Here is an 18,236-nt window from a genome sequence, read left to right on the forward strand (position 1 = left end):
TCCGAAGCGAGAAAGGCCTCCAATGGGGCGGCAGACCACTACCCGCCGCGGCCTGACTTCCCAACCCGGCAAACCTTCCCGGTCACAGCACTAGGCCGAGGCCGGTTTGCCGAAGAGTTCGCGCAGGACGTCCTCCATCGTCACCAGCCCCGTCATGGCCCCGTCCGCCCCCAGGACCGCCGCCAGGTGGGTGCGGCTGGCCCGCATGGCGGTCAGGACGTCGTCCAGTGGGGTCTCCGCCCGCACCTGTGCGATCGGGCGCAGCGCGGACACCGGGAAGGGCTCGTCCCGCTCCACCACGTCCAGGGCGTCCTTGACGTGCAGGTAGCCGAGGATCCGCCGCTGCCCGTCGACCACCGGGAAGCGGGAGTAGCCCGACTCGGCCGACAGCCGCTCCAGTCCGGCGGGGGTGATCCCCTGCCGGGCCCGGACCACCCGGTCCACGGGCAGCACCACATCGGCGACCGGACGGCGCCCCAGTTCCAGGGCGTCGTACAGGCGCTCGCTCGCCCGGTCGTCGATCAGCCCGGCGTCGCTGGAGTCCTTGACCATCCGGGCCAGCTCGTCATCCGAGAAGGTGGCCGCGACCTCGTCCTTCGCGTCCACCCGCAGCAGCCGCAGCAGGGTGTTGGCGAAGGCGTTGATCGCGAAGATCACGGGCTTCAGCGCGTGGGTCATCGCCACCAGCGGCGGCCCCAGCAGCAGCGCCGTGCGCACGGGCTCGGCCAGCGCCACGTTCTTGGGCACCATCTCGCCGAAGAGCATGTGCAGGTAGGTGGCCAGCGCCAGCGCGATCACGAAGGAGATCGCGTGCGTCAGGCCGGAGGGCACCCCGACGGCGTCGAGCAGCGGACCCACCAGGTGCGCGATGGCCGGCTCGGCCACGACGCCCAGCACCAGGGTGCACAGGGTGATGCCCAGCTGGGCCGCCGCCATCAGCGCGGACACGTGCTCCAGGCCCCAGACGACCGCGCGGGCCCGGCGGTCGCCCTGCTCGGCGTACGGTTCGATCTGGCTGCGCCGGACCGAGATCAGCGCGAACTCCGCGCCGACGAAGAAGGCGTTGACGACGAGCGTCGCCAGGCCGATCAGCAGCTGGATCGCGGTCATCGGTCCCCCTCCGGGTTCTCGTCGCCGGGCGTCTCGGACGGCATGTGCAGCAGGACCCGCGCGGCGCGGCGGCCGCTCGCGTCCACCACGTCCAGGCGCCAGCCGTCCAGCTCCAGCCGGTCACCGACGGCCGGTATCCGTCCGAGTTCGGCGGCTATGAGCCCGGCCAGGGTCTCGTACGGCCCCTCGGGCACCCGCAGGCCGATGCGCCGCAGCTGGTCGGTGCGGGCGGCGCCGTCGGCGGAGTACAGGGCGCGGCCGGACTCGTCCGTACCGGCCGGTGCCAGGTCGGAGGTCTCGTGCGGGTCGTGCTCGTCGCGGACCTCGCCGACGACCTCCTCGACGATGTCCTCCAGCGTGGCCACACCGGCCGTGCCCCCGTACTCGTCGATGACCACGGCCATCGTCTGCCGACCGGACAGCCGGTCCAGCAGCCGGTCCACGGTCAGCGACTCCGGTACGAGGAGGGGTTCGCGCAGCAGCCGCGACACCGGGTGGCGGTGGCGCTCCTCGGCGGGCAGGGCCAGGACGTCCTTGATGTGGACCGTCCCGACGACGGTGTCCAGGCTGCCCCGGTAGACGGGGAAGCGGGACAGGCCGGTGGCCATGGTCGCGTTGGCCACGTCCTCGGCGGTGGTCTGCACGTCGAGGGCGGTGACCTGCACGCGCGGGGTCATCACGTTCTCGGCGGTCAGGTCGGCCAGGTTCAGGGTCCGCACGAAGAGCTCCGCCGTGTCCTTCTCCAGCGCGCCCGCCTTGGCGGAGTGCCGGGCCAGGGCCACCAGTTCCTGCGGGGTGCGCGCGGAGGCCAGTTCCTCGGCGGGCTCCATGCCCAGCCGGCGCACCAGGTGGTTGGCGGTGGTGTTGAGATGGCTGATCAGCGGGCGGAAGGCGCGGCTGAAGACGCGCTGCATGGTCGCCACGCGCTTGGCGATGGCCAGCGGTGAGGAGATCGCCCAGTTCTTGGGGACCAGCTCGCCCACGACCATCAGCACCACCGTCGACACGACGGTGCCCAGGATCAGGGCGGTGGAGGAGGCCACCGAGGCGGACAGGCCCATGGCCTTGAAGGGGCCGGTGAGCAGGGCGGCGATCGACGGCTTGGAGATCATGCCGATGACCAGGCCGGTCACCGTGATGCCGAGCTGGGCGCCGGAGAGCTGGAAGGTCAGGCTGCGGACGGCGGCCAGGGCGCTGTCCGCGCCGCGTTCGCCGCGCTCGACGGCCCGTTCGAGCTCGCTGCGCTCGACGGTGGTCAGCGAGAACTCGGCGGCGACGAAGACCCCGCAGGCAAGGCAGAGCAGCAGCGCCACGACGAGCAGGAGCACTTCGGTCATCGGTCGGTCACCTCCGTCCCATGATCGGCCAGAGGGAGGGGTGCCGCGCGATGTCGCGTGCGGGGATGCCGGGGACTGGGAGGCTCGCCCATGGGCGGACGCTCACACCTTTCGGTCGGGAGGGCGCGGAGGATTCCGGGGGTCCCGGGAGGGACCCTGCCCACATGGTAAAGGAAAGGCAAAGGGAGTGGCTCCTCCTTTTGGCCGAGTATGCGCGGGTGGTGGGATCGGCGCATGGACGATCTTCATATCGGCGAGGCCGCGGCCGCGGACCTCCCCGCCGTACTGGACTTCTGGAAGGCCGCCGCCAAGGGCACGAGCATCAGCGACGACCTGGCCGGGGTCGAGCGGCTGTACGCCCGCGACCCGCGGGCCCTGCTGCTCGCCCGGCGTGGCGGGGAACTCGTCGGCACGGTCATCGCCGGGTTCGACGGCTGGCGCTGCCACCTGTACCGGCTCGCCGTCCACCCGGCGCACCGCCGGCGGGGCATCGGGTCGGCGCTGCTGGCCGCCGCCGAGGAGCGGTTCGCGGAGCTGGGCGGGCGGCGCGCCGACGCGATGGTGCTCGACGGGAACGAGCAGGCGCACGGCGCCTGGGACGCGGCCGGCTACCACCCCGAGGAGATCTGGACCCGCTGGGTGAAGCCGCTGGCCTGACCGTGCCGTGCGTCGGCCGGACGGGTGAACGCGGTTCAGTCGCGGCGGCGGGCCGTGCCGATGACGCAGTACGAGGTGGGCAGGGACGGGCCGCGCTCGGGCAGCCGGAAGGAGCGGTGCGCGGTGATCCGGAAGCCGGCCGCCTCGATCGCCGCGAGCGGGTCCCGGGCGGTGTGGCAGCCGCCGAACAGCCGCGGCCAGACCGTCCGGTCGAGCGCCCGCTGGACGGAGGCCATCCCGGGGCCGGGGGCGAGCCCGTGCTCCAGGAAGCGCAGCTCGGCGCCGGGGCGCAGCACCCGGTGCAGTTCGCTGAGGGCGCGCGGCAGGTTCCGTACGGTGCACAGCACCAGCGAGGCCACGGCGGCGTCGAAGGCCTCGCTCTTGAGGGGGAGGGCCTCGGCGACACCCGGTACGAGGTCCACCGGCACCTCGGCGCGCAGCGCGGCGGACGCCGCGAGCCGGCGCAGGGTGGACTCGGGTTCGACGGCGACGACCTCGGAGACGGCGCGCGGATAGTGCGCGAAGTTCAGGCCGTTGCCGGCGCCGATCTCGATGACGCGGCCCGACACCCCCAGCAGGAGCTCCTCGCGCAGCGCCCCGATCCCGGCCCGGGTCTCGGCGGCGGTGCTGGCGCGGGCGTAGAACCGGGCGAAGCAGGGGTGGTGGACCGAATCGGGGGCGTGGGCGGGCATGGGGCGGCCTCCGGGCGCGGATCGGGGGCTGACGGGCGGACACACGGGCGCGCGCGTGTGCCCTCCCGGGCTGTTCCCCGCCCCGCCGGGCCGCGAAACCGCCCCGCCGGGCCACGAAACCGCCCCGCCGGGCCACGAGACCGCCCCGGTGGGGGCCGCGGGGGTGTCGCCGGGCGGAGCCGTCCCCCCTGCCGCGCCTCTCCCGTTCACTCCCGGCCACCGCCGGCAGGTGCCCCGGCCCCTCTCGCCGGCGCGGCCGCGAACACGGAGTCACCGCGCCCGCGCCGCACCCGCCGGCGGGGCCGCGCACCCGGTGGTACGGCCCGCGCCCCGGCCGGCGGGACCTACGCCGGCCAGGCCGTGAGGAAGGACTCCGCCGACCACGTGCCGTCCAGCGGCGGGGCCAGCCAGCCCGGGGCCGCCTCGCGGAAGGCGGCCGGGGACAGGGCGCCGGCGCCCTGCGGGACGGCGCCCAGCAGGGGCAGGCCGCAGACCTCCGGAAGGTCCGCCAGGTTGCAGCGGGAGGCCAGGTCGGGGGAGTCCGGCCAGCTACCCACCACCACCCCGAGCCCGTGCAGCCCCCGCGCGGTCAGCGCCTCCGCCGTCAGGGCGGTGGAGTTGAGGGTGCCGAGTCCCGCCGTGGCCACCACCAGCACCGGCGCCGCCAGCAGCCGCGCCGCGTCGGCCAGGGTGTGGCCCTCCTCGTCGAAGCGGACCAGCAGCCCGCCCGCGCCCTCGACCAGCACCAGGTCGTGCGTCCCGGCCAGCCCGGCGGCCGCCTCGGCGATCCGCGACGGGGCGACCGTCGCCAGCCCGGAGCGCCGCGCGGCGGTGTCCGGGGCCAGCGGCTCGGGGTACCGGGCCAGTTCCAGGGCGGTCACGGCCGGGCCGGCGAGGCGTACGGCCTCGGCCGCGTCCCCCGGCTCGTCCGGACCCACCCCGGTCTGGGCGGGCTTGAGCACCGCCACCGAGCGCCCGGCGGCCAGGGCGGCCGCCGCGATGGCCGAGGTGACCACCGTCTTGCCGATTTCCGTGCCCGTGCCGGACACCACGATGACGGACATCTCAGCCCTCCCGGGCCGCGGCGACGGCCGCGCGGCAGATACGGGCGACGTCGGCGTCGCCGGTGACGAACGGGGGCATCGTGTAGATCAGGTCGCGGAACGGGCGCAGCCAGACGCCCTCCCGGACCGAGGCCCGGGTCGCGGCCCACACGTCGACCGGGTGGTCCAGCTGGATCACGCCGATCGCGCCCAGGACCCGGACGTCCTTGACCCCCGGCAGCCCGGAGGCCTCCGCGAGGCCCTCGCGCAGGCCCGCCTCGATCCGCTTGACCTCGCCCGCCCAGTCCTGGCCGAGCAGCAGGTCGACGGAGGCCAGGGCCACGGCGGTGGCGAGGGGGTTGCCCATGAAGGTCGGCCCGTGCGCGAGCACCGGCACCTCCCCCTGCGAGATCCCGTCGGCGACCCTCTCGGTGCACAGGGTCGCGGCGAGCGTCAGGTAGCCGCCGGTCAGCGACTTGCCGAGGCACATCACGTCGGGGGTGATGCCCGCGTGGCCGGCCGCGAAGAGCGCGCCGGTCCGGCCGAAGCCGGTGGCGATCTCGTCGAGGACCAGCAGCACCCCGTACTCGTCGCACAGCTCGCGCAGCACCCGCAGGTAGCCCGGGTTGTGGAAGCGCATGCCGCCCGCGCCCTGCACCACCGGCTCCACGATCACCGCGGCCAGCTCGTCGGCGTGCGCGGCGACCAGGGAGCGCAGGTGATCGACGTACGCCGGGTCCACGGGGGAGTCGAAGTCCCCGGGCGGCGCGTCCGCGAACACCTGCCGTGGCAGGTGGCCCTGCCACAGCTCGTGCATGCCGCCCTCGGGATCGCAGACGGCCATCGGCTGCCAGGTGTCGCCGTGGTAGCCGCCGCGCCAGGTCATGAGCCGGGTCTTGCCGGTCCGGCCCAGCGAACGCCAGTACTGGAGGCACATCTTGACGGCGACCTCGACGGACACCGACCCGGAGTCCGAGAGGAAGACGTGCTCCAGCCCGGGCGGGGTGATCTCGACCAGCCGGGCGGCCAGCCGCACGGCGGGCTCATGGGTGAGCCCGCCGAACATCACGTGCGACATCCGGCCCAGCTGGGCCGCCGCCGCCTCGTTCAGCGCCGGGTGGTTGTAGCCGTGGATGGCCGACCACCAGGAGGACATGCCGTCGACGAGCTCGTCCCGCCCCTGGGCCGGGGCGGCGAGCCGGAGCCGGACCCCCGAGGCGGAGGAGACCACGAGGGTCTCCTGCCGCCCGGGCATCGGGCCGTACGGGTGCCAGACGTGCTGCCGGTCCAGGGCCAGCAGGCCGGCCGTGGCGGAGGCGGGGTCGAGGGGGTCGTGCAGGGGGTACAGGTCAGGCATTGGGGGCGAGGTCCGTCCCCGCGCCGCGCCGGCGCACCGCCACCAGGTCCGGCCGCACCTCGCCGGGCTCGGCCTGGGCCGGGGCCTCGGCCGGAGCCCCGGCGTGGGCGTGCCCGGAGCAGCCGCCGCAGGCCGAACCGCAGCCCGGGGCCTGCGCGTCCGCGTCCGCGGCCGAGCCGCAGCCCGAGCCGGCCGCCGAACCGCACACACCGCCCGCGCGGGCGGCGGCCGCCGCCTCGGCGGCGTCGGCGCGGTGCGCGGGCAGGGTGGTGGTGCCGGCGCCCTCCACCTCGAAGCCGGCGTCCGCGATCATGTCGAGGTCGGCCTGGCCGGCCTGGCCCTCACTGGTGAGGTAGTCGCCGAGGAAGATCGAGTTGGCGATGTTCAGCGCGAGCGGCTGCATCGAGCGCAGGTGCACCTCGCGGCCGCCGGCGATCCGGACCTCCACGTCGGGGCAGACGAAGCGGACCATCGCTAGGATCCGCAGGCAGCGCTGCGGGGTGAGGTTCCACTCCTTGGCCAGCGGGGTGCCCTCGAAGGGGATCAGGAAGTTGACCGGGACGGAGTCCGAGTCCAGCTCGCGCAGCGAGTAGACGACGTCGACCAGGTCCTCGTCGCTCTCGCCCATGCCGGCGATCAGGCCCGAGCAGGCCGACAGGCCCGCCGCGTGCGCCTTCCGCACGGTGTCGACGCGGTCCGCGTAGGTGTGCGTCTTGGTGATCTGCCCGTACGTGGCCTCGGAGGTGTTCAGGTTGTGGTTGTAGGCATCCGCACCCGCCTCGCGCAGCTTCTCGGCCTGGCCGTCGGAGAGCAGACCCAGGCAGGCGCAGACCTCCACGCCCTCGTTCTGCTCCTTGATGGCGGCGATCGTCTCGCCGACGCGGGCCACGTCGCGGTCGGTCGGACCGCGCCCGCTCGCCACGAGGCAGACCCGCTTGGCGCCGCCGGCGACACCGGCCGCGGCCGCCTGGGAGGCCTCGTCCGGCTTGAGCCACGTGTACTTGAGGATCTCGGCCTTCGATCCCAGGCGCTGGGAACAGTACGAGCAGTCCTCGGGGCAGAGCCCCGACTTCAGGTTGACCAGGTAATTCAGCTTGACGCGACGCCCGAACCACTGGCGGCGCACCTTGCCGGCGGCGGCCACCACATCGAGCAGTTCGTCGTCGGAGGTCGCCAGCACGGCGAGCGCCTCTTCGCGGGTCGGCAGCTCGCGCCGCAGCCCCTTTTCCACCAGGGTGTTCAGCAGGTCCATGGGCCCGATCCTGTCCCACGCGACCACTCCCGGCCAAGGAGAGATCGGACAACATGGCCGGAAGGGAGTGTGTGGATCGCCACACCGGCCCCTCGGGTCACGGGCGGATAGGGTCGAGCAGATCTGTCGACTGCCGACAAAACGCGAGTCACATCGCGAGACGCGACCCGAGGACGCCGATGACCCAGCCCACCCCGGAACCCGAGGACGTCTTCGCCTGGATCGACGGCGCGGAGCGGCGGCGCGAGGAGGCGGGACTGGTCCGGACCCTGCGCCCGCGCCCCGCCGACTCGCCCCTCCTGGACCTCGCGAGCAACGACTACCTCGGCCTCTCCCGGCACCCCGGCACGGTGCGCGGCGCCTGTGCGGCGGCCGAGCGCTGGGGGGCGGGGGCCACCGGTTCCCGGCTGGTCACGGGGACGACCGAGCTGCACACCGAACTGGAGCGGGAGCTGGCCGCTTTCGCCGGTTTCGAGGCGGCCCTGGTGCTTTCGTCCGGGTATGCCGCGAACCTCGCCGCGGTGACCGCGCTGAGCGGCCGGGGCACCCTGGTCGTCTCCGACTCCGGGAACCACGCCTCGATCGTCGACGGCTGCCGGCTCTCGCGCGCGGAGGTCGAGGTGACCCCGCACGGCGACGTGGAGCAGGTCCGCAAGACCCTCGCCGGGCACGGGGGCCGGGCCCTGCTGGTGACCGACTCGGTGTTCTCGGTCGACGGGGACGCCGCCCCGCTCGCCGCGTACGCGGCCGCCTGCCGCGAGGCGGGTGCCGCCCTGATCGTGGACGACGCGCACGGGCTCGGGGTGCTGGGCGAGGGCGGCCGGGGCGCCCTGCACGCCGCCGGGCTCGCGGGTGCGCCCGGGGTGGTCGCGACGATGACCCTCTCGAAGTCGCTGGGCAGCCAGGGCGGAGCGGTCCTCGGGCCGGCCAAGGTGATCCGCCATCTGGTCAACGCCGCCCGCGCGTTCATCTTCGACACCGGCCTCGCCCCGGCCGCCGCGGGCGGGGCGCTGGCGAGCCTGCGCCTGCTGGAGCGGGAGCCGGAGCGCGCGGCCCGGGTCCGGGAGGTGGCCGCCGAACTGTACGGACGGCTCACCGCGTCCGGCCTGACCGCGGCCAGGCCGGACGCGGCCGTGGTGTCGGTGCGGGCCCCGTCGGCCGCGACGGCACTGCGCTGGGCCGCCGACTGCCGCGAGGAGGGACTGTCCGTGGGGTGCTTCCGTCCGCCGTCGGTGCCGGACGGCATCTCCCGGCTGCGGCTGACCGCGCGGGCCGATCTCACGGGGGACGAGATCGCCCGGGCCGTCGCGACGGTCCTGCGGACCGCCCCGGCCGGAGCCACGGACATGGTTCAGCGGTAGGACGTCACGCGCGCGCGTCCTCCCGTACGGAGGCGAGGAAGCCGTCCCAGGCCGGCCCGGTGAAGAGCACGGCCGGGCCGTCCGTCCGCTTGGAGTCGCGGACGGCCAGCAGGCCGCCGGTCAGGGCGGCCGCCTCCACGCAGTTGTTCATTCCGGTGCTACGGCTGCTCCGCCGCCACCGCGCGCTGTTCAGAAGTCCGCCGGGGGATAAGGGGGTTGCGGACACGGGGGTGCCTCCTTACGCGTCGTCAGCGAGTGAGCTGATGAGATCCGACGAGTCACGGGGCGGGAGGGCGTGCGCCTGGATCGTGCGGAACGCGGCGCTGTACGCCTCAAGGTCTTCCTTCCGCTCCAGGTAGAGGCTACTCGTCAAATGGTCGAGTACCACCACATCCAGATCGGCGATGTTCGGAAATGAGAAAATGACGAACGGTCCGGTCAGGCCGAGATGACCCCCCACGGTGAACGGCAGCACCTGGAGGTGCACTTGGGGGAGCCGGGACACCTCCGCCAGGTGCCGCAGCTGCTCCCGCATCACCCCCGCCCCGCCGATCTGCCGGCGCAGCACCGCCTCGTCCAGGACGGCGCTGAGCTCCAGCGGCGGATCCGCCCGCAGCACCGCCTGCCGGGCCAGCCGTACGTCGACCAGCGCGTCCACCTTCGGCTCCGGCAGCCCGCCCAGCGCGGCCCGGGTCACGGCCCGCGCGTACCCCGGGGTCTGCAACAGGCCCGGCACCACCGAGAGTTCCACGGTCCGGGCCGAGCGGGCCCCCGCCTCCAGGCTGATGAAGTCCCGGTACTCCTGCGGGAGCAGCCCCCGGTAGTCGTGCCACCACTGCCGCCCGCGCGCCTCCTCGCCGCCCGCGGCGGGTCCGGCCGCCGAGGCGCCCAGGGCTTCCAGCAGGGCGCGTTGCTCGGGGCTCACCACGTCCCCGTAGGCGTCCAGCAGCAGCCGGATGTCCCGCGTCTTCACGCCACTGCGGCCCGTCTCGATCCGGCTGACCTTCGACTGGTGCCATCCCACGATGCGGGCCACCTCGCCGCTCGTGAGCCCCGTGCGGTCGCGCAGTGCGCGCAGTTCCTCGCCGAGCTTGCGCCGCCGCACCGCGGGACCGTGCTGCATACCCGCTCTCCTTCCACCGGCACAGCTCGCACCAGTCTGCCGTCCGAATACGCTCTTCCGTAGCAGAGTTCACCGCATTGGGCGACAGATATATGCATATCTTGGGGGAACGGCGGAAACGGCGGCAGGATGGGTGGCACTCTGGCGCTCAGCGCAGATCCGGGGCGGCTCCGTCCCGGTGGGAAAGGGACGTCGCCATGGCAGATCAGCTGGAAGCATCCGTCACTCTGCCGAGCGACCCGGTCTCGGTGGCCGCCGCCCGCCGCTACGCCGCGCAGGTGCTGAGCGACTGGGGACTGCCCGAGGACGCCGACACCGCCGACACCGTACGGCTGGTGGTCTCGGAGCTCGCGACCAACTCCGTGCAGCACACCTTCGGCCAGTCGCCCACCTTCACCGTCGACCTGCGCCTGGAGCGCGAGGAGTGGCTGCGCGTCGGAGTGACGGACAGTCACCCGCGCTGGCCCCGGCGGCTGCCCGCGGCCGTCCAGCAGGACAACGGCCGGGGCATGGTCATCATCCGCTGGCTGGCGGCGGAGGCCGGCGGGCGGCTGTCGGTGAGCCCCACCGAGGACGGCGGCAAGACCGTGTGGCTCGCCCTGCCCTGGCCCCCGATGGGGTGAACCGGGAGTCTTCCGGAAACGTGGGTTAACCCGACGGAAAACTCACGGCCCTAACGTGTCGCGCGCGGGCTTCCGCCAATGACCACCCATGGGTCGGTAAAGCGGCGGTGATCGGGACGGAAAGCCTCGCTCTGTGTTGGGCAAGACATGCTTGGCACGGATATCCGCAGGTCAACAAAGTGTTGACCGGTCGGTACGGTCGCCACGGCGCGATGACGGTCATGTCCCGGAAGCTTGGTGATACAGGTGCAGTTGACACCGCACGAACAAGAAAGACTGATGATCCACGTGGCCGCTGACGTGGCCGAGAAGCGCAGGGCGCGCGGGGTGCTCCTCAACCACCCCGAGTCCGTCGCCCTGATCACCTCCCACCTCCTCGAAGGCGCCCGCGACGGCCGGACCGTCGCCGAGCTCATGGAGTCCGGACGCAAGGTGCTCACCCGCGCGGAGGTCATGGAGGGCATCCCCGAGATGATCCACGACGTCCAGGTCGAGGCGACCTTCCCCGACGGCACCAAGCTCGTCACCGTCCACGACCCGATCATCTGAAGGGGACGAACCGCATGATCCCCGGCGAAATCGTATACGGGGACGGTCCCGTGCGCCTCAACGAAGGCCGCCCCGTCACCCGCCTCACCGTGCTCAACGCCGCCGACCGGCCCGTCCAGGTCGGCTCCCACTACCACTTCGCCGAAGCCAATCCCGGCCTCGACTTCGACCGGCGGGCCGCCCGCGGCCTGCGCCTGAACATCGCCGCCGGCACCGCCGTCCGCTTCGAGCCGGGCATCCCGGTCGCCGTGGAACTCGTACCGCTCGGCGGACTGCGCACCGTGCCCGGACTGCGCGGGGAGACCGGAGGACCCCTCGATGGCTGAGATCTCGCGCCAGGCGTACGCCGATCTCTTCGGACCCACCGAGGGCGACCGGATCCGGCTCGCCGACACCGACCTCTTCGTCGAGATCGAGCAGGACCTCAGCGGAGGCCCCGGCCGCTCCGGCGACGAGGCCGTCTTCGGCGGCGGCAAGGTCATCCGCGAGTCCATGGGGCAGGCCCGCACCACTCGCGCCGAGGGTGCCCCCGACACCGTGATCACCGGTGTGGTCGTCCTGGACCACTGGGGCATCGTCAAGGCCGACGTCGGCATCCGCGACGGCCGTATCTGCGGCATCGGCAAGGCCGGCAACCCCGACACCATGGACGGGGTCGACCCCCGTCTGGTGATCGGCCCCGAGACCGAGATCATCGCCGGCAACGGGAAGATCGTCACCGCGGGCGCCATCGACACCCACATCCACTTCATCTCGCCGACGGTCGTCGACGAGGCCCTCGCCTCCGGCATCACCACCCTCGTCGGCGGCGGCACCGGCCCGGCCGAGGGCTCCAAGGCCACCACCGTCACCCCCGGACCCTGGCACCTGGCCCGGATGTTCGCGGCGCTGGAGCACTACCCCGTCAACATCGGCCTGCTCGGCAAGGGCAACACCATGTCCCGCGAGGGCATGTACTCCCAGCTGCGCGGCGGCGCCCTCGGATTCAAGATCCACGAGGACTGGGGGGCCACCCCCGCCGTCATCGACGCCTGCCTGACCGTCGCCGACGAGACCGGCACCCAGGTCGCCATCCACACCGACACCCTCAACGAGGCCGGTTTCGTGGGCGACACCCTCGCGGCCATCGCAGGGCGGACCATCCACTCGTACCACACCGAGGGCGCGGGCGGCGGCCACGCCCCCGACATCATCACCGTGGTCTCCGAGCCGAACATCCTGCCCAGCTCCACGAACCCCACCCGGCCGCACACCGTCAACACCGTCGAGGAACACCTCGACATGCTGATGGTCTGCCACCACCTCAACCCGGCCGTCCCCGAGGACCTCGCCTTCGCCGAATCCCGGATCCGGCCCTCCACCATCGCCGCCGAGGACGTGCTCCACGACCTCGGGGCCATCTCCATCATCTCCTCCGACTCCCAGGCCATGGGCCGGGTCGGCGAGGTCGTGCTGCGCACCTGGCAGACCGCCCACGTGATGAAGCGGCGGCGCGGCTTCCTGCCCGGCGACGGCCCCGCCGACAACCACCGGGCCCGCCGCTACGTCGCCAAGTACACGATCAACCCCGCCGTGGCCCAGGGACTCGCCCGCGAGATCGGCTCGGTCGAGGTGGGCAAGCTCGCCGACCTGGTGCTGTGGAACCCGGCCTTCTTCGGCGTCAAGCCCGAGGTCGTCGTCAAGGGCGGCCAGATCGCGTACGCGCAGATGGGCGACGCCAACGCCTCCATCCCGACCCCCCAGCCGGTCCTGCCCCGCCCGATGTACGGCGCCATCGGCCGCGCGCCCGGCCTGAACTCGCTCAACTTCACCTCCCAGGCCGCCCTCGACGACCACCTGCCCGAACGGCTCGGCCTCACCAAGGCGTTCACGGCCATCGAGAGCACCCGCACGACGGGCAAGGCGGACATGCGCAACAACGACGCCATGCCGCGGGTCGAGGTCGACGCCGACACCTTCACCGTCAGCATCGACGGCGAGGTCGTGGAACCGGCCCCCGCCACGAAGCTGCCGATGGCGCAGCGCTACTTCCTCTTCTGATGGAGGACCGCTCCCGATGAGTCTCGCCGCGCTGCTCGTCCTCGCGGACGGCCGCTTCCCCGCCGGAGGGCACGCCCACTCCGGCGGGGCCGAGGCCGCCTGCAAGGCGGGCCGGATCCACGACGCCGCCTCCCTGGCCCAGTTCTGCCGGGGCCGGCTGCACACCGCGGGCCTGACCTCCGCCGCCCTCGCGGCGGCGGCCGCCCTCGGCCTCGACCCGGCCGCCCTCGACGCCGCCGCGGACGCCCGCACCCCCTCGCCCGCGCTGCGCGCGGCGGCCCGCCGGCTCGGCCGGCAGCTGCTGCGGGCCGCCCGGGCCACCTGGCCCTGCGCGGAACTGGACGCGCTGGCCACCGCCTTCCCGCGCGGGGCGCACCAGCCCGTGGTGCTCGGCACGGCCGCCCGGGCCGCCGGGCTCGGCGCCCTCGACGCCGCCCATGTGGCGGCGTACGAGAGCGTCAGCGGGCCGGCCACCGCCACCGTACGGCTGCTGGGCCTCGACCCCTTCGAGGCGAGCGCCGTCCTGGCCGGACTCGCCGCCGAACTCGACTCCGTGGCCGCCCGGGCCGCCGAGGCCGCGCTGCTCGCGCGTACGGAGGGCACGGAGGCGCTGCCCGCGGCCTCCTCACCGCTGCTGGACATCGCGGCGGAGGTACATGCCGACTGGGCGGTACGCCTCTTCGCCTCCTGAGCGCGGCCACCCCCCACACCCAACCCCCCCAAGGAGACCTGCCGTGCACCTCGACCACGATGGGGCGTACCCCCACCGGCACACCCACAGCGCCGCCCCCCTGCGCGCCGACGGCACCCGCCGCGCCCTGCGCATCGGACTCGGCGGCCCCGTCGGCTCCGGCAAGACCGCAACCGTCGCCGCGCTCTGCCGGGCCCTGCGCGCCGAACTGTCCATGGCCGTCGTCACCAACGACATCTACACCCGGGAGGACGCCGAGTTCCTGCTCCGCGAGGCCGTCCTGCCCCCCGAGCGGATCAGCGCGGTCGAGACCGGCGCCTGCCCGCACACCGCCATCCGCGACGACATCTCCGCCAACCTGGAGGCCGTCGAGGAACTGGAGGAGGCGGTCGGCCCCCTCGACCTGATCCTCGTCGAGTCCGGCGGCGACAACCTGACCGCCACCTTCTCCCGGGGCCTGGTGGACGCCCAGATCTTCGTGATCGACGTGGCCGGCGGCGACGACATCCCGCGCAAGGGCGGCCCCGGAGTCACCACCGCCGACCTGCTCGTCGTCAACAAGACCGACCTCGCCCCCCACGTCGGCTCCGACCTGGAGCGGATGGCCCACGACGCCGCCGAGCAGCGCGGGGACCTGCCGGTGGCCTTCCAGTCCCTGCGCGGCGGCGAGGGCGTGGCCCCCGTGGCCGGCTGGGTGCGCGAGCGCCTCGCCGCCTGGGCCGCACGGTGACCAGCGCACCCCCAGCGGCCCCGTCGCCGGCCGGGCTGCGGGCCACCGCCCGGATCGCCGCCGCCGCCGACGGGCGCGGCGGCACCGCCCTGCCCGTCCTGGCCGGGGAGGGGCCGCTCGCCCTGCGCCGGGTCCGGGGGGAGGGCGCCGAGGCCGGGGTGATGCTGGTCGGCGCGATGAGCGCCCCCCTCGGCGGCGACCACCTCGCGGTGGAGGCCGACGCGGGGCCGGGTGCCCGGCTCGCCCTGCGCTCGGCGGCCGCCACCCTGGCCCTGCCCGGCCGGGGCGGTGAGAGCGCGCGCTACGACGTGCGGCTGACGCTGGCCGAGGAGTCGGCGGTGCGCTGGCTGCCGGAGCCGCTCGTCTCGGTGCGCGGCAGCGACCTGCGGGTCTCCACCCGCGCGGAACTGGCCCCCTCCGCCCGGCTGATGCTGCGCGAGGAGCAGGTGCTGGGACGCACCGGCGAGCCCCCCGGCCTGCTGCGCAGCCGTCTCACGGTCACCCGGGGCGGCCGGCCGCTGCTGGACCAGGAGCTGTCCTGCGGACCCGGGGCACCCGGTGGCTGGGACGGGCCCGCCGGGATCGCCGGACACCGCACGCTCGGCCAGCTCCTGGTCGTGGACCCGCGGTTCGGGCAGGACCCGCCGCCGGCCGCGGTGCTGGGGGAGTTCGCGGCGGTCACGCCGCTGGCCGGGCCCGCCGTCCTGGTCACGGCCCTGGCCCCGGACGCGCTGCGGCTGCGCGAGCTGCTGGAGGAGGCGGCCCGGACGTACGGCTGGTGAGACGCGGGCGTCCACGCGGTGAAGGACGGGCAGTCCCCCAGCTACCGCTGGGAGGTGCCCCCAGGGGGGCGAATGGGACACCGCTCAGCGGTACACCCGTTTCCGGTTATCGGGTTGGCAAAGAACTCGACCCCGGTCTGTTGCCAGGTACCCGTCAGACGAAAGGATCCCCCTGACCCAACCCGGCCGCCTCGCGCGGCACATGACCAGGGGGATCAACCACGTGATACGCAACGCGACGCTGGGGAGCGCCGCCACCCTCATCACCGGCGCACTGGCCGCGGGCCTGCTGCTCGCGCCGTCCGCCTCGGCCGCCTCGGCGGGCAAGGACAACGGCTCCGCGGAGGCCGTCGGCGCCCAGATCGCCGCCGCCCGCGCCGCGCGCACCGGCATCGACTGGAAGGACTGCCCGGCCGACTGGGGCTTCGAGAAGCCCATCCAGTGCGGCTGGGTGAAGGTCCCGCTGGACTACACGAAGCCGTTCGGCAAGACCATCGACATCGCGGTCGACCGCGCGGTCAGCACGGGCACCAAGGAGGAGCGCCAGGGCGCCCTCGTCTACAACCCGGGCGGCCCGGGCGGCTCCGGCATGCGCTTCCCGCGCCGGGTCACCACCAAGAGCCCGCTGTGGGTCAACACCTCCAAGGCGTACGACTTCGTGGGCTTCGACCCCCGCGGCGTCGGCCACTCCGCGCCGATCTCCTGCATCGACCCGCAGGAGTTCGTGAAGGCCCCCAAGGCCGACCCGGTCCCCTCCAACGAGGCCGACAAGCGCGCCCAGCGCAAGCTCGCCGCCGAGTACGCGGACGGCTGCAAGGAGCGCAGCGGCGAGATGCTGCCGCACATGACCACCACCAACACCGCGCGCGACCTGGACGTCATCCGGGCCGCCCTCGGCGAGAAGAAGCTGAACTACCTCGGCGTCTCCTACGGCACCTACCTGGGCGGGGTCTACGCGACCCTCTTCCCGGGCCACGTGCGCCGCATGATCGTCGACTCCGTGGTCAACCCGGAGACCGACAACATCTGGTACCAGGCCAACCTGGAGCAGGACGTCGCCTTCCAGACCCGCTGGAACGACTGGCAGGACTGGGTCGCCAAGTACGACTCCGTCTTCCACCTCGGCGACACCCGCGCCAAGGTCGAGGCCAAGTACCAGCAGCTGCGCGCCCAGGCCAAGGCCAACCCGCTCGGCGGGGTCGTCGGTCCGAACGAGCTCATCGGCTTCTTCCAGAAGGCCCCGTACTACGACTCCTCGTGGGTCCCGGTCGCGCAGGCCTTCAGCGCCTGGGCCGCCGGCGACGAGAAGCCGCTGATCGAGGCCAACGCCCCGGACATGTCGGACCTCAAGGGCAACGCCGCCTCCGAGAACAGCAACGCCGTCTACACCGCGGTGGAGTGCGCCGACGCCAAGTGGCCGACCAGCTGGGCCAAGTGGGACCGCGACAACACCGAGCTGAACAAGAAGTACCCGTTCCTGACCTGGTCGAACGCCTGGATGAACCTGCCCTGCGCGACCTGGAAGTCCAAGCAGAGCACCCCGATCGAGGTCGGCGCGAAGAAGATCGCCCCGGTCCTGATCGTCCAGTCCGAGCGTGACGCCGCCACCCCGTACCAGGGCGGTGTCGAGCTGCACCGCCGCCTGGCCGGTTCGCGCCTGATCACCGAGCAGAACGCCGGCTCGCACGGCGTCACCAGCCTGGTGAACCCCTGCATCAACACCCGGGTGGAGTCCTACCTGCTGACCGGCAAGGTCGACGCCAAGGACGTCACGTGCGGCTCGCACGCCACTCCGGTGCCGCCGGCCCCGGCCGCCGCGAAGTCGCTCGCCCAGGCCCCGGCCTCGGAGCTCGCGAAGCGCGAGGAGCTCCCGGCCGTCCGCTAGGACCCCGGGAGATCCCCTGAGCGGGAGAAGGCTCAGCGCTTCGCGCGCCGGGCCTTCTTCCGCTCCTCCTCTTCCTCGGCCTTGACCTCGGCCGCGTACCGGTCGACGTACTCCTGGCCGGAGAGGTTCAGGATCGCGTACATGATCTCGTCGGTGACGGCGCGCAGCACGGCCCGCTCGCCCTCCATCCCCTCATACCGGGAGAACTCCAGCGGGGCGCCGAAGCGGATCGTGACCCGCCGGATCTTCGGGAGGGTCTGGCCGGGCGGCTGGATCTCGAAGGTGCCGAGCATGGCGCACGGGACGACCGGCACCCCGGCCCCCAGCGCCATCGCCGCCACCCCGACCTTGCCCTTGTAGAGCCGCCCGTCGTGCGAGCGCGTCCCCTCCGGGTAGATGCCGAGCAGCTCACCCTTGGCCAGTACCCCGAGCCCCTCGCGCAGCGCCGCCTGCCCGGCGTCCTTGCCGGAGCGGTCCACCGGGATCTGCCCGGCGCTGCGGAAGAAGGCGGCGGTCAGCCGCCCCTTGAGCCCGGGCCCGGTGAAGTACTCGGCCTTCGCCAGGAAGGTGATCCGGCGCCGCAGGATCGCGGGCATCAGGAAGTGGTCGGAGAAGGACAGGTGGTTGCCCGCGACGATCGCGGCCCCCTCCTCGGGGATGTTCTCCAGGCCCTCGATCCGGGGCCGGAACAGCAGACGCAGCAGCGGACCGAGCAGCACGTGCTTGAGCAGGTGGTAGAACACCCCGGCGCTTCCCTTCACCCGACGGTCGGACCACGGACGGATCAGCCATGCGGTGGCGAGGAACGGGCCGCGGGGGCCCGGGCCGGTCTCAGGTACTGCGGGAGGCGGCGAGGCCCAGGGTCAGCAGCCCCAGCACCACCCAGCCGAACCACAGCCAGCCGTTGCTGCCGAGGGCCACGGAGTACGTGGAGACGGCCACCAGGGCGGCGAAGGTCGTGACGGCCATCGCCTTAACGGATCCGGTCATGCCCCATGGTGGCG

20 protein-coding genes are annotated in these 18,236 nt (G+C 73.5%); 10 read left to right on the plus strand and 10 right to left on the minus strand.

Features of this window, described 5'->3' with window-relative positions:
* Window positions 1–90: 90 nt before the first annotated feature.
* Together ABT403_RS31420 and ABT403_RS31425 are read right to left on the minus strand one after the other, a co-directional pair.
* Entirely contained in the window at window positions 91–1,110 is a 1,020-nt protein-coding gene (locus ABT403_RS31420; RefSeq protein ID WP_344155220.1) for a hemolysin family protein, read from the minus strand.
* On the minus strand, window positions 1,107–2,447 hold the full coding sequence (locus tag ABT403_RS31425; RefSeq protein WP_344155224.1) for a hemolysin family protein: 1,341 nt from the start codon (window positions 2,445–2,447) through the stop codon (window positions 1,107–1,109). Before ABT403_RS31425 ends, ABT403_RS31420 begins: the two co-directional genes overlap by 4 nt.
* 234 nt (window positions 2,448–2,681) lie before the next feature.
* Between ABT403_RS31425 and ABT403_RS31430 the strand changes: the two genes are divergently transcribed.
* Window positions 2,682–3,104, plus strand: coding sequence for a GNAT family N-acetyltransferase (locus ABT403_RS31430; RefSeq protein ID WP_344155227.1), 423 nt, complete (start codon window positions 2,682–2,684; stop codon window positions 3,102–3,104).
* A gap of 35 nt (window positions 3,105–3,139) precedes the next feature.
* Here ABT403_RS31430 and ABT403_RS31435 read toward each other — a convergent pair whose 3' ends face one another.
* The 4 genes from ABT403_RS31435 to bioB all read right to left on the minus strand — a co-directional run bounded on the left by ABT403_RS31435 (window position 3,140) and on the right by bioB (window position 7,448).
* Window positions 3,140–3,796 (minus strand): class I SAM-dependent methyltransferase, encoded by a 657-nt coding sequence (locus ABT403_RS31435; protein WP_344155230.1) that lies wholly within the window; start codon window positions 3,794–3,796, stop codon window positions 3,140–3,142.
* A gap of 344 nt (window positions 3,797–4,140) precedes the next feature.
* The gene (bioD, locus tag ABT403_RS31440) at window positions 4,141–4,860 is read right to left on the minus strand and encodes a dethiobiotin synthase (RefSeq protein WP_344155232.1); all 720 of its coding nucleotides are present in this window, start codon (window positions 4,858–4,860) and stop codon (window positions 4,141–4,143) included.
* A gap of 1 nt (window position 4,861) precedes the next feature.
* Window positions 4,862–6,196, minus strand: coding sequence for an adenosylmethionine--8-amino-7-oxononanoate transaminase (locus ABT403_RS31445; protein ID WP_344155234.1), 1,335 nt, complete (start codon window positions 6,194–6,196; stop codon window positions 4,862–4,864).
* Entirely contained in the window at window positions 6,189–7,448 is a 1,260-nt protein-coding gene (bioB, locus tag ABT403_RS31450) for a biotin synthase BioB (RefSeq protein ID WP_344155237.1), read from the minus strand. Before bioB ends, ABT403_RS31445 begins: the two co-directional genes overlap by 8 nt.
* A gap of 179 nt (window positions 7,449–7,627) precedes the next feature.
* Between bioB and ABT403_RS31455 the strand changes: the two genes are divergently transcribed.
* Window positions 7,628–8,809: an 8-amino-7-oxononanoate synthase gene (locus ABT403_RS31455; RefSeq protein WP_344155240.1), complete on the plus strand. Its 1,182-nt coding sequence runs from the start codon at window positions 7,628–7,630 to the stop codon at window positions 8,807–8,809.
* Between the two features lie 4 nt (window positions 8,810–8,813).
* Here ABT403_RS31455 and ABT403_RS31460 read toward each other — a convergent pair whose 3' ends face one another.
* Window positions 8,814–9,035 (minus strand): DUF397 domain-containing protein, encoded by a 222-nt coding sequence (locus ABT403_RS31460; protein ID WP_344155243.1) that lies wholly within the window; start codon window positions 9,033–9,035, stop codon window positions 8,814–8,816.
* A 12-nt stretch (window positions 9,036–9,047) separates the two neighbouring features.
* Window positions 9,048–9,932: a helix-turn-helix domain-containing protein gene (locus ABT403_RS31465; RefSeq protein WP_344155246.1), complete on the minus strand. Its 885-nt coding sequence runs from the start codon at window positions 9,930–9,932 to the stop codon at window positions 9,048–9,050.
* A gap of 197 nt (window positions 9,933–10,129) precedes the next feature.
* On the opposite strand from ABT403_RS31465, the gene ABT403_RS31470 reads away from it, so the two are divergent.
* From ABT403_RS31470 to ABT403_RS31505, 8 genes are all read left to right on the plus strand, one after another.
* Window positions 10,130–10,555 carry an ATP-binding protein gene (locus ABT403_RS31470; protein WP_344155250.1) on the plus strand — a complete coding sequence of 142 codons (426 nt, stop codon included), beginning with the start codon at window positions 10,130–10,132 and terminating at the stop codon, window positions 10,553–10,555.
* 246 nt (window positions 10,556–10,801) lie between these two features.
* A complete protein-coding gene (locus ABT403_RS31475) occupies window positions 10,802–11,104 on the plus strand; it encodes an urease subunit gamma (protein ID WP_344155253.1) in 303 nt (100 codons plus the stop codon).
* Window positions 11,105–11,118: 14 nt separating this feature from the next.
* Window positions 11,119–11,430: an urease subunit beta gene (locus ABT403_RS31480; RefSeq protein WP_344155256.1), complete on the plus strand. Its 312-nt coding sequence runs from the start codon at window positions 11,119–11,121 to the stop codon at window positions 11,428–11,430.
* On the plus strand, window positions 11,423–13,144 hold the full coding sequence (locus ABT403_RS31485; RefSeq protein WP_344155259.1) for an urease subunit alpha: 1,722 nt from the start codon (window positions 11,423–11,425) through the stop codon (window positions 13,142–13,144). The genes ABT403_RS31480 and ABT403_RS31485 overlap by 8 nt, the downstream gene beginning before the upstream one ends.
* A gap of 16 nt (window positions 13,145–13,160) precedes the next feature.
* Window positions 13,161–13,835, plus strand: coding sequence for an urease accessory protein UreF (locus tag ABT403_RS31490; protein WP_344155262.1), 675 nt, complete (start codon window positions 13,161–13,163; stop codon window positions 13,833–13,835).
* A gap of 43 nt (window positions 13,836–13,878) precedes the next feature.
* Window positions 13,879–14,565 carry an urease accessory protein UreG gene (ureG, locus tag ABT403_RS31495; RefSeq protein WP_344155265.1) on the plus strand — a complete coding sequence of 229 codons (687 nt, stop codon included), beginning with the start codon at window positions 13,879–13,881 and terminating at the stop codon, window positions 14,563–14,565.
* On the plus strand, window positions 14,562–15,347 hold the full coding sequence (locus ABT403_RS31500; protein WP_344155268.1) for an urease accessory protein UreD: 786 nt from the start codon (window positions 14,562–14,564) through the stop codon (window positions 15,345–15,347). Before ureG ends, ABT403_RS31500 begins: the two co-directional genes overlap by 4 nt.
* Window positions 15,348–15,570: 223 nt before the next feature.
* Window positions 15,571–17,232, plus strand: coding sequence for an alpha/beta hydrolase (locus ABT403_RS31505; protein ID WP_344155271.1), 1,662 nt, complete (start codon window positions 15,571–15,573; stop codon window positions 17,230–17,232).
* A gap of 32 nt (window positions 17,233–17,264) precedes the next feature.
* Here ABT403_RS31505 and ABT403_RS31510 read toward each other — a convergent pair whose 3' ends face one another.
* Window positions 17,265–17,975: a lysophospholipid acyltransferase family protein gene (locus tag ABT403_RS31510; protein ID WP_344155274.1), complete on the minus strand. Its 711-nt coding sequence runs from the start codon at window positions 17,973–17,975 to the stop codon at window positions 17,265–17,267.
* Window positions 17,976–18,063: 88 nt separating this feature from the next.
* Window positions 18,064–18,222 carry a hypothetical protein gene (locus ABT403_RS31515; protein WP_344155277.1) on the minus strand — a complete coding sequence of 53 codons (159 nt, stop codon included), beginning with the start codon at window positions 18,220–18,222 and terminating at the stop codon, window positions 18,064–18,066.
* Window positions 18,223–18,236: the final 14 nt, after the last annotated feature.

Origin of the sequence: Streptomyces sp. NPDC000075, assembly GCF_040301925.1 — a bacterium.
Lineage (GTDB): Bacteria > Actinomycetota > Actinomycetes > Streptomycetales > Streptomycetaceae > Streptomyces > Streptomyces polychromogenes.

Bases quoted from the DNA above. Each gene is read 5' to 3' on its own strand.
- ABT403_RS31420 (WP_344155220.1), bottom strand. From the start codon at position 1,110: ATGACCGCGATCCAGCTGCTGATCGGCCTGGCGACGCTCGTCGTCAAC.
- ABT403_RS31425 (WP_344155224.1), bottom strand. From the start codon at position 2,447: ATGACCGAAGTGCTCCTGCTCGTCGTGGCGCTGCTGCTCTGCCTTGCC.
- ABT403_RS31430 (WP_344155227.1), top strand. From the start codon at position 2,682: ATGGACGATCTTCATATCGGCGAGGCCGCGGCCGCGGACCTCCCCGCC.
- ABT403_RS31435 (WP_344155230.1), bottom strand. From the start codon at position 3,796: ATGCCCGCCCACGCCCCCGATTCGGTCCACCACCCCTGCTTCGCCCGG.
- bioD (WP_344155232.1), bottom strand. From the start codon at position 4,860: ATGTCCGTCATCGTGGTGTCCGGCACGGGCACGGAAATCGGCAAGACG.
- ABT403_RS31445 (WP_344155234.1), bottom strand. From the start codon at position 6,196: ATGCCTGACCTGTACCCCCTGCACGACCCCCTCGACCCCGCCTCCGCC.
- bioB (WP_344155237.1), bottom strand. From the start codon at position 7,448: ATGGACCTGCTGAACACCCTGGTGGAAAAGGGGCTGCGGCGCGAGCTG.
- ABT403_RS31455 (WP_344155240.1), top strand. From the start codon at position 7,628: ATGACCCAGCCCACCCCGGAACCCGAGGACGTCTTCGCCTGGATCGAC.
- ABT403_RS31465 (WP_344155246.1), bottom strand. From the start codon at position 9,932: ATGCAGCACGGTCCCGCGGTGCGGCGGCGCAAGCTCGGCGAGGAACTG.
- ABT403_RS31470 (WP_344155250.1), top strand. From the start codon at position 10,130: ATGGCAGATCAGCTGGAAGCATCCGTCACTCTGCCGAGCGACCCGGTC.
- ABT403_RS31480 (WP_344155256.1), top strand. From the start codon at position 11,119: ATGATCCCCGGCGAAATCGTATACGGGGACGGTCCCGTGCGCCTCAAC.
- ABT403_RS31485 (WP_344155259.1), top strand. From the start codon at position 11,423: ATGGCTGAGATCTCGCGCCAGGCGTACGCCGATCTCTTCGGACCCACC.
- ABT403_RS31490 (WP_344155262.1), top strand. From the start codon at position 13,161: ATGAGTCTCGCCGCGCTGCTCGTCCTCGCGGACGGCCGCTTCCCCGCC.
- ABT403_RS31515 (WP_344155277.1), bottom strand. From the start codon at position 18,222: ATGACCGGATCCGTTAAGGCGATGGCCGTCACGACCTTCGCCGCCCTG.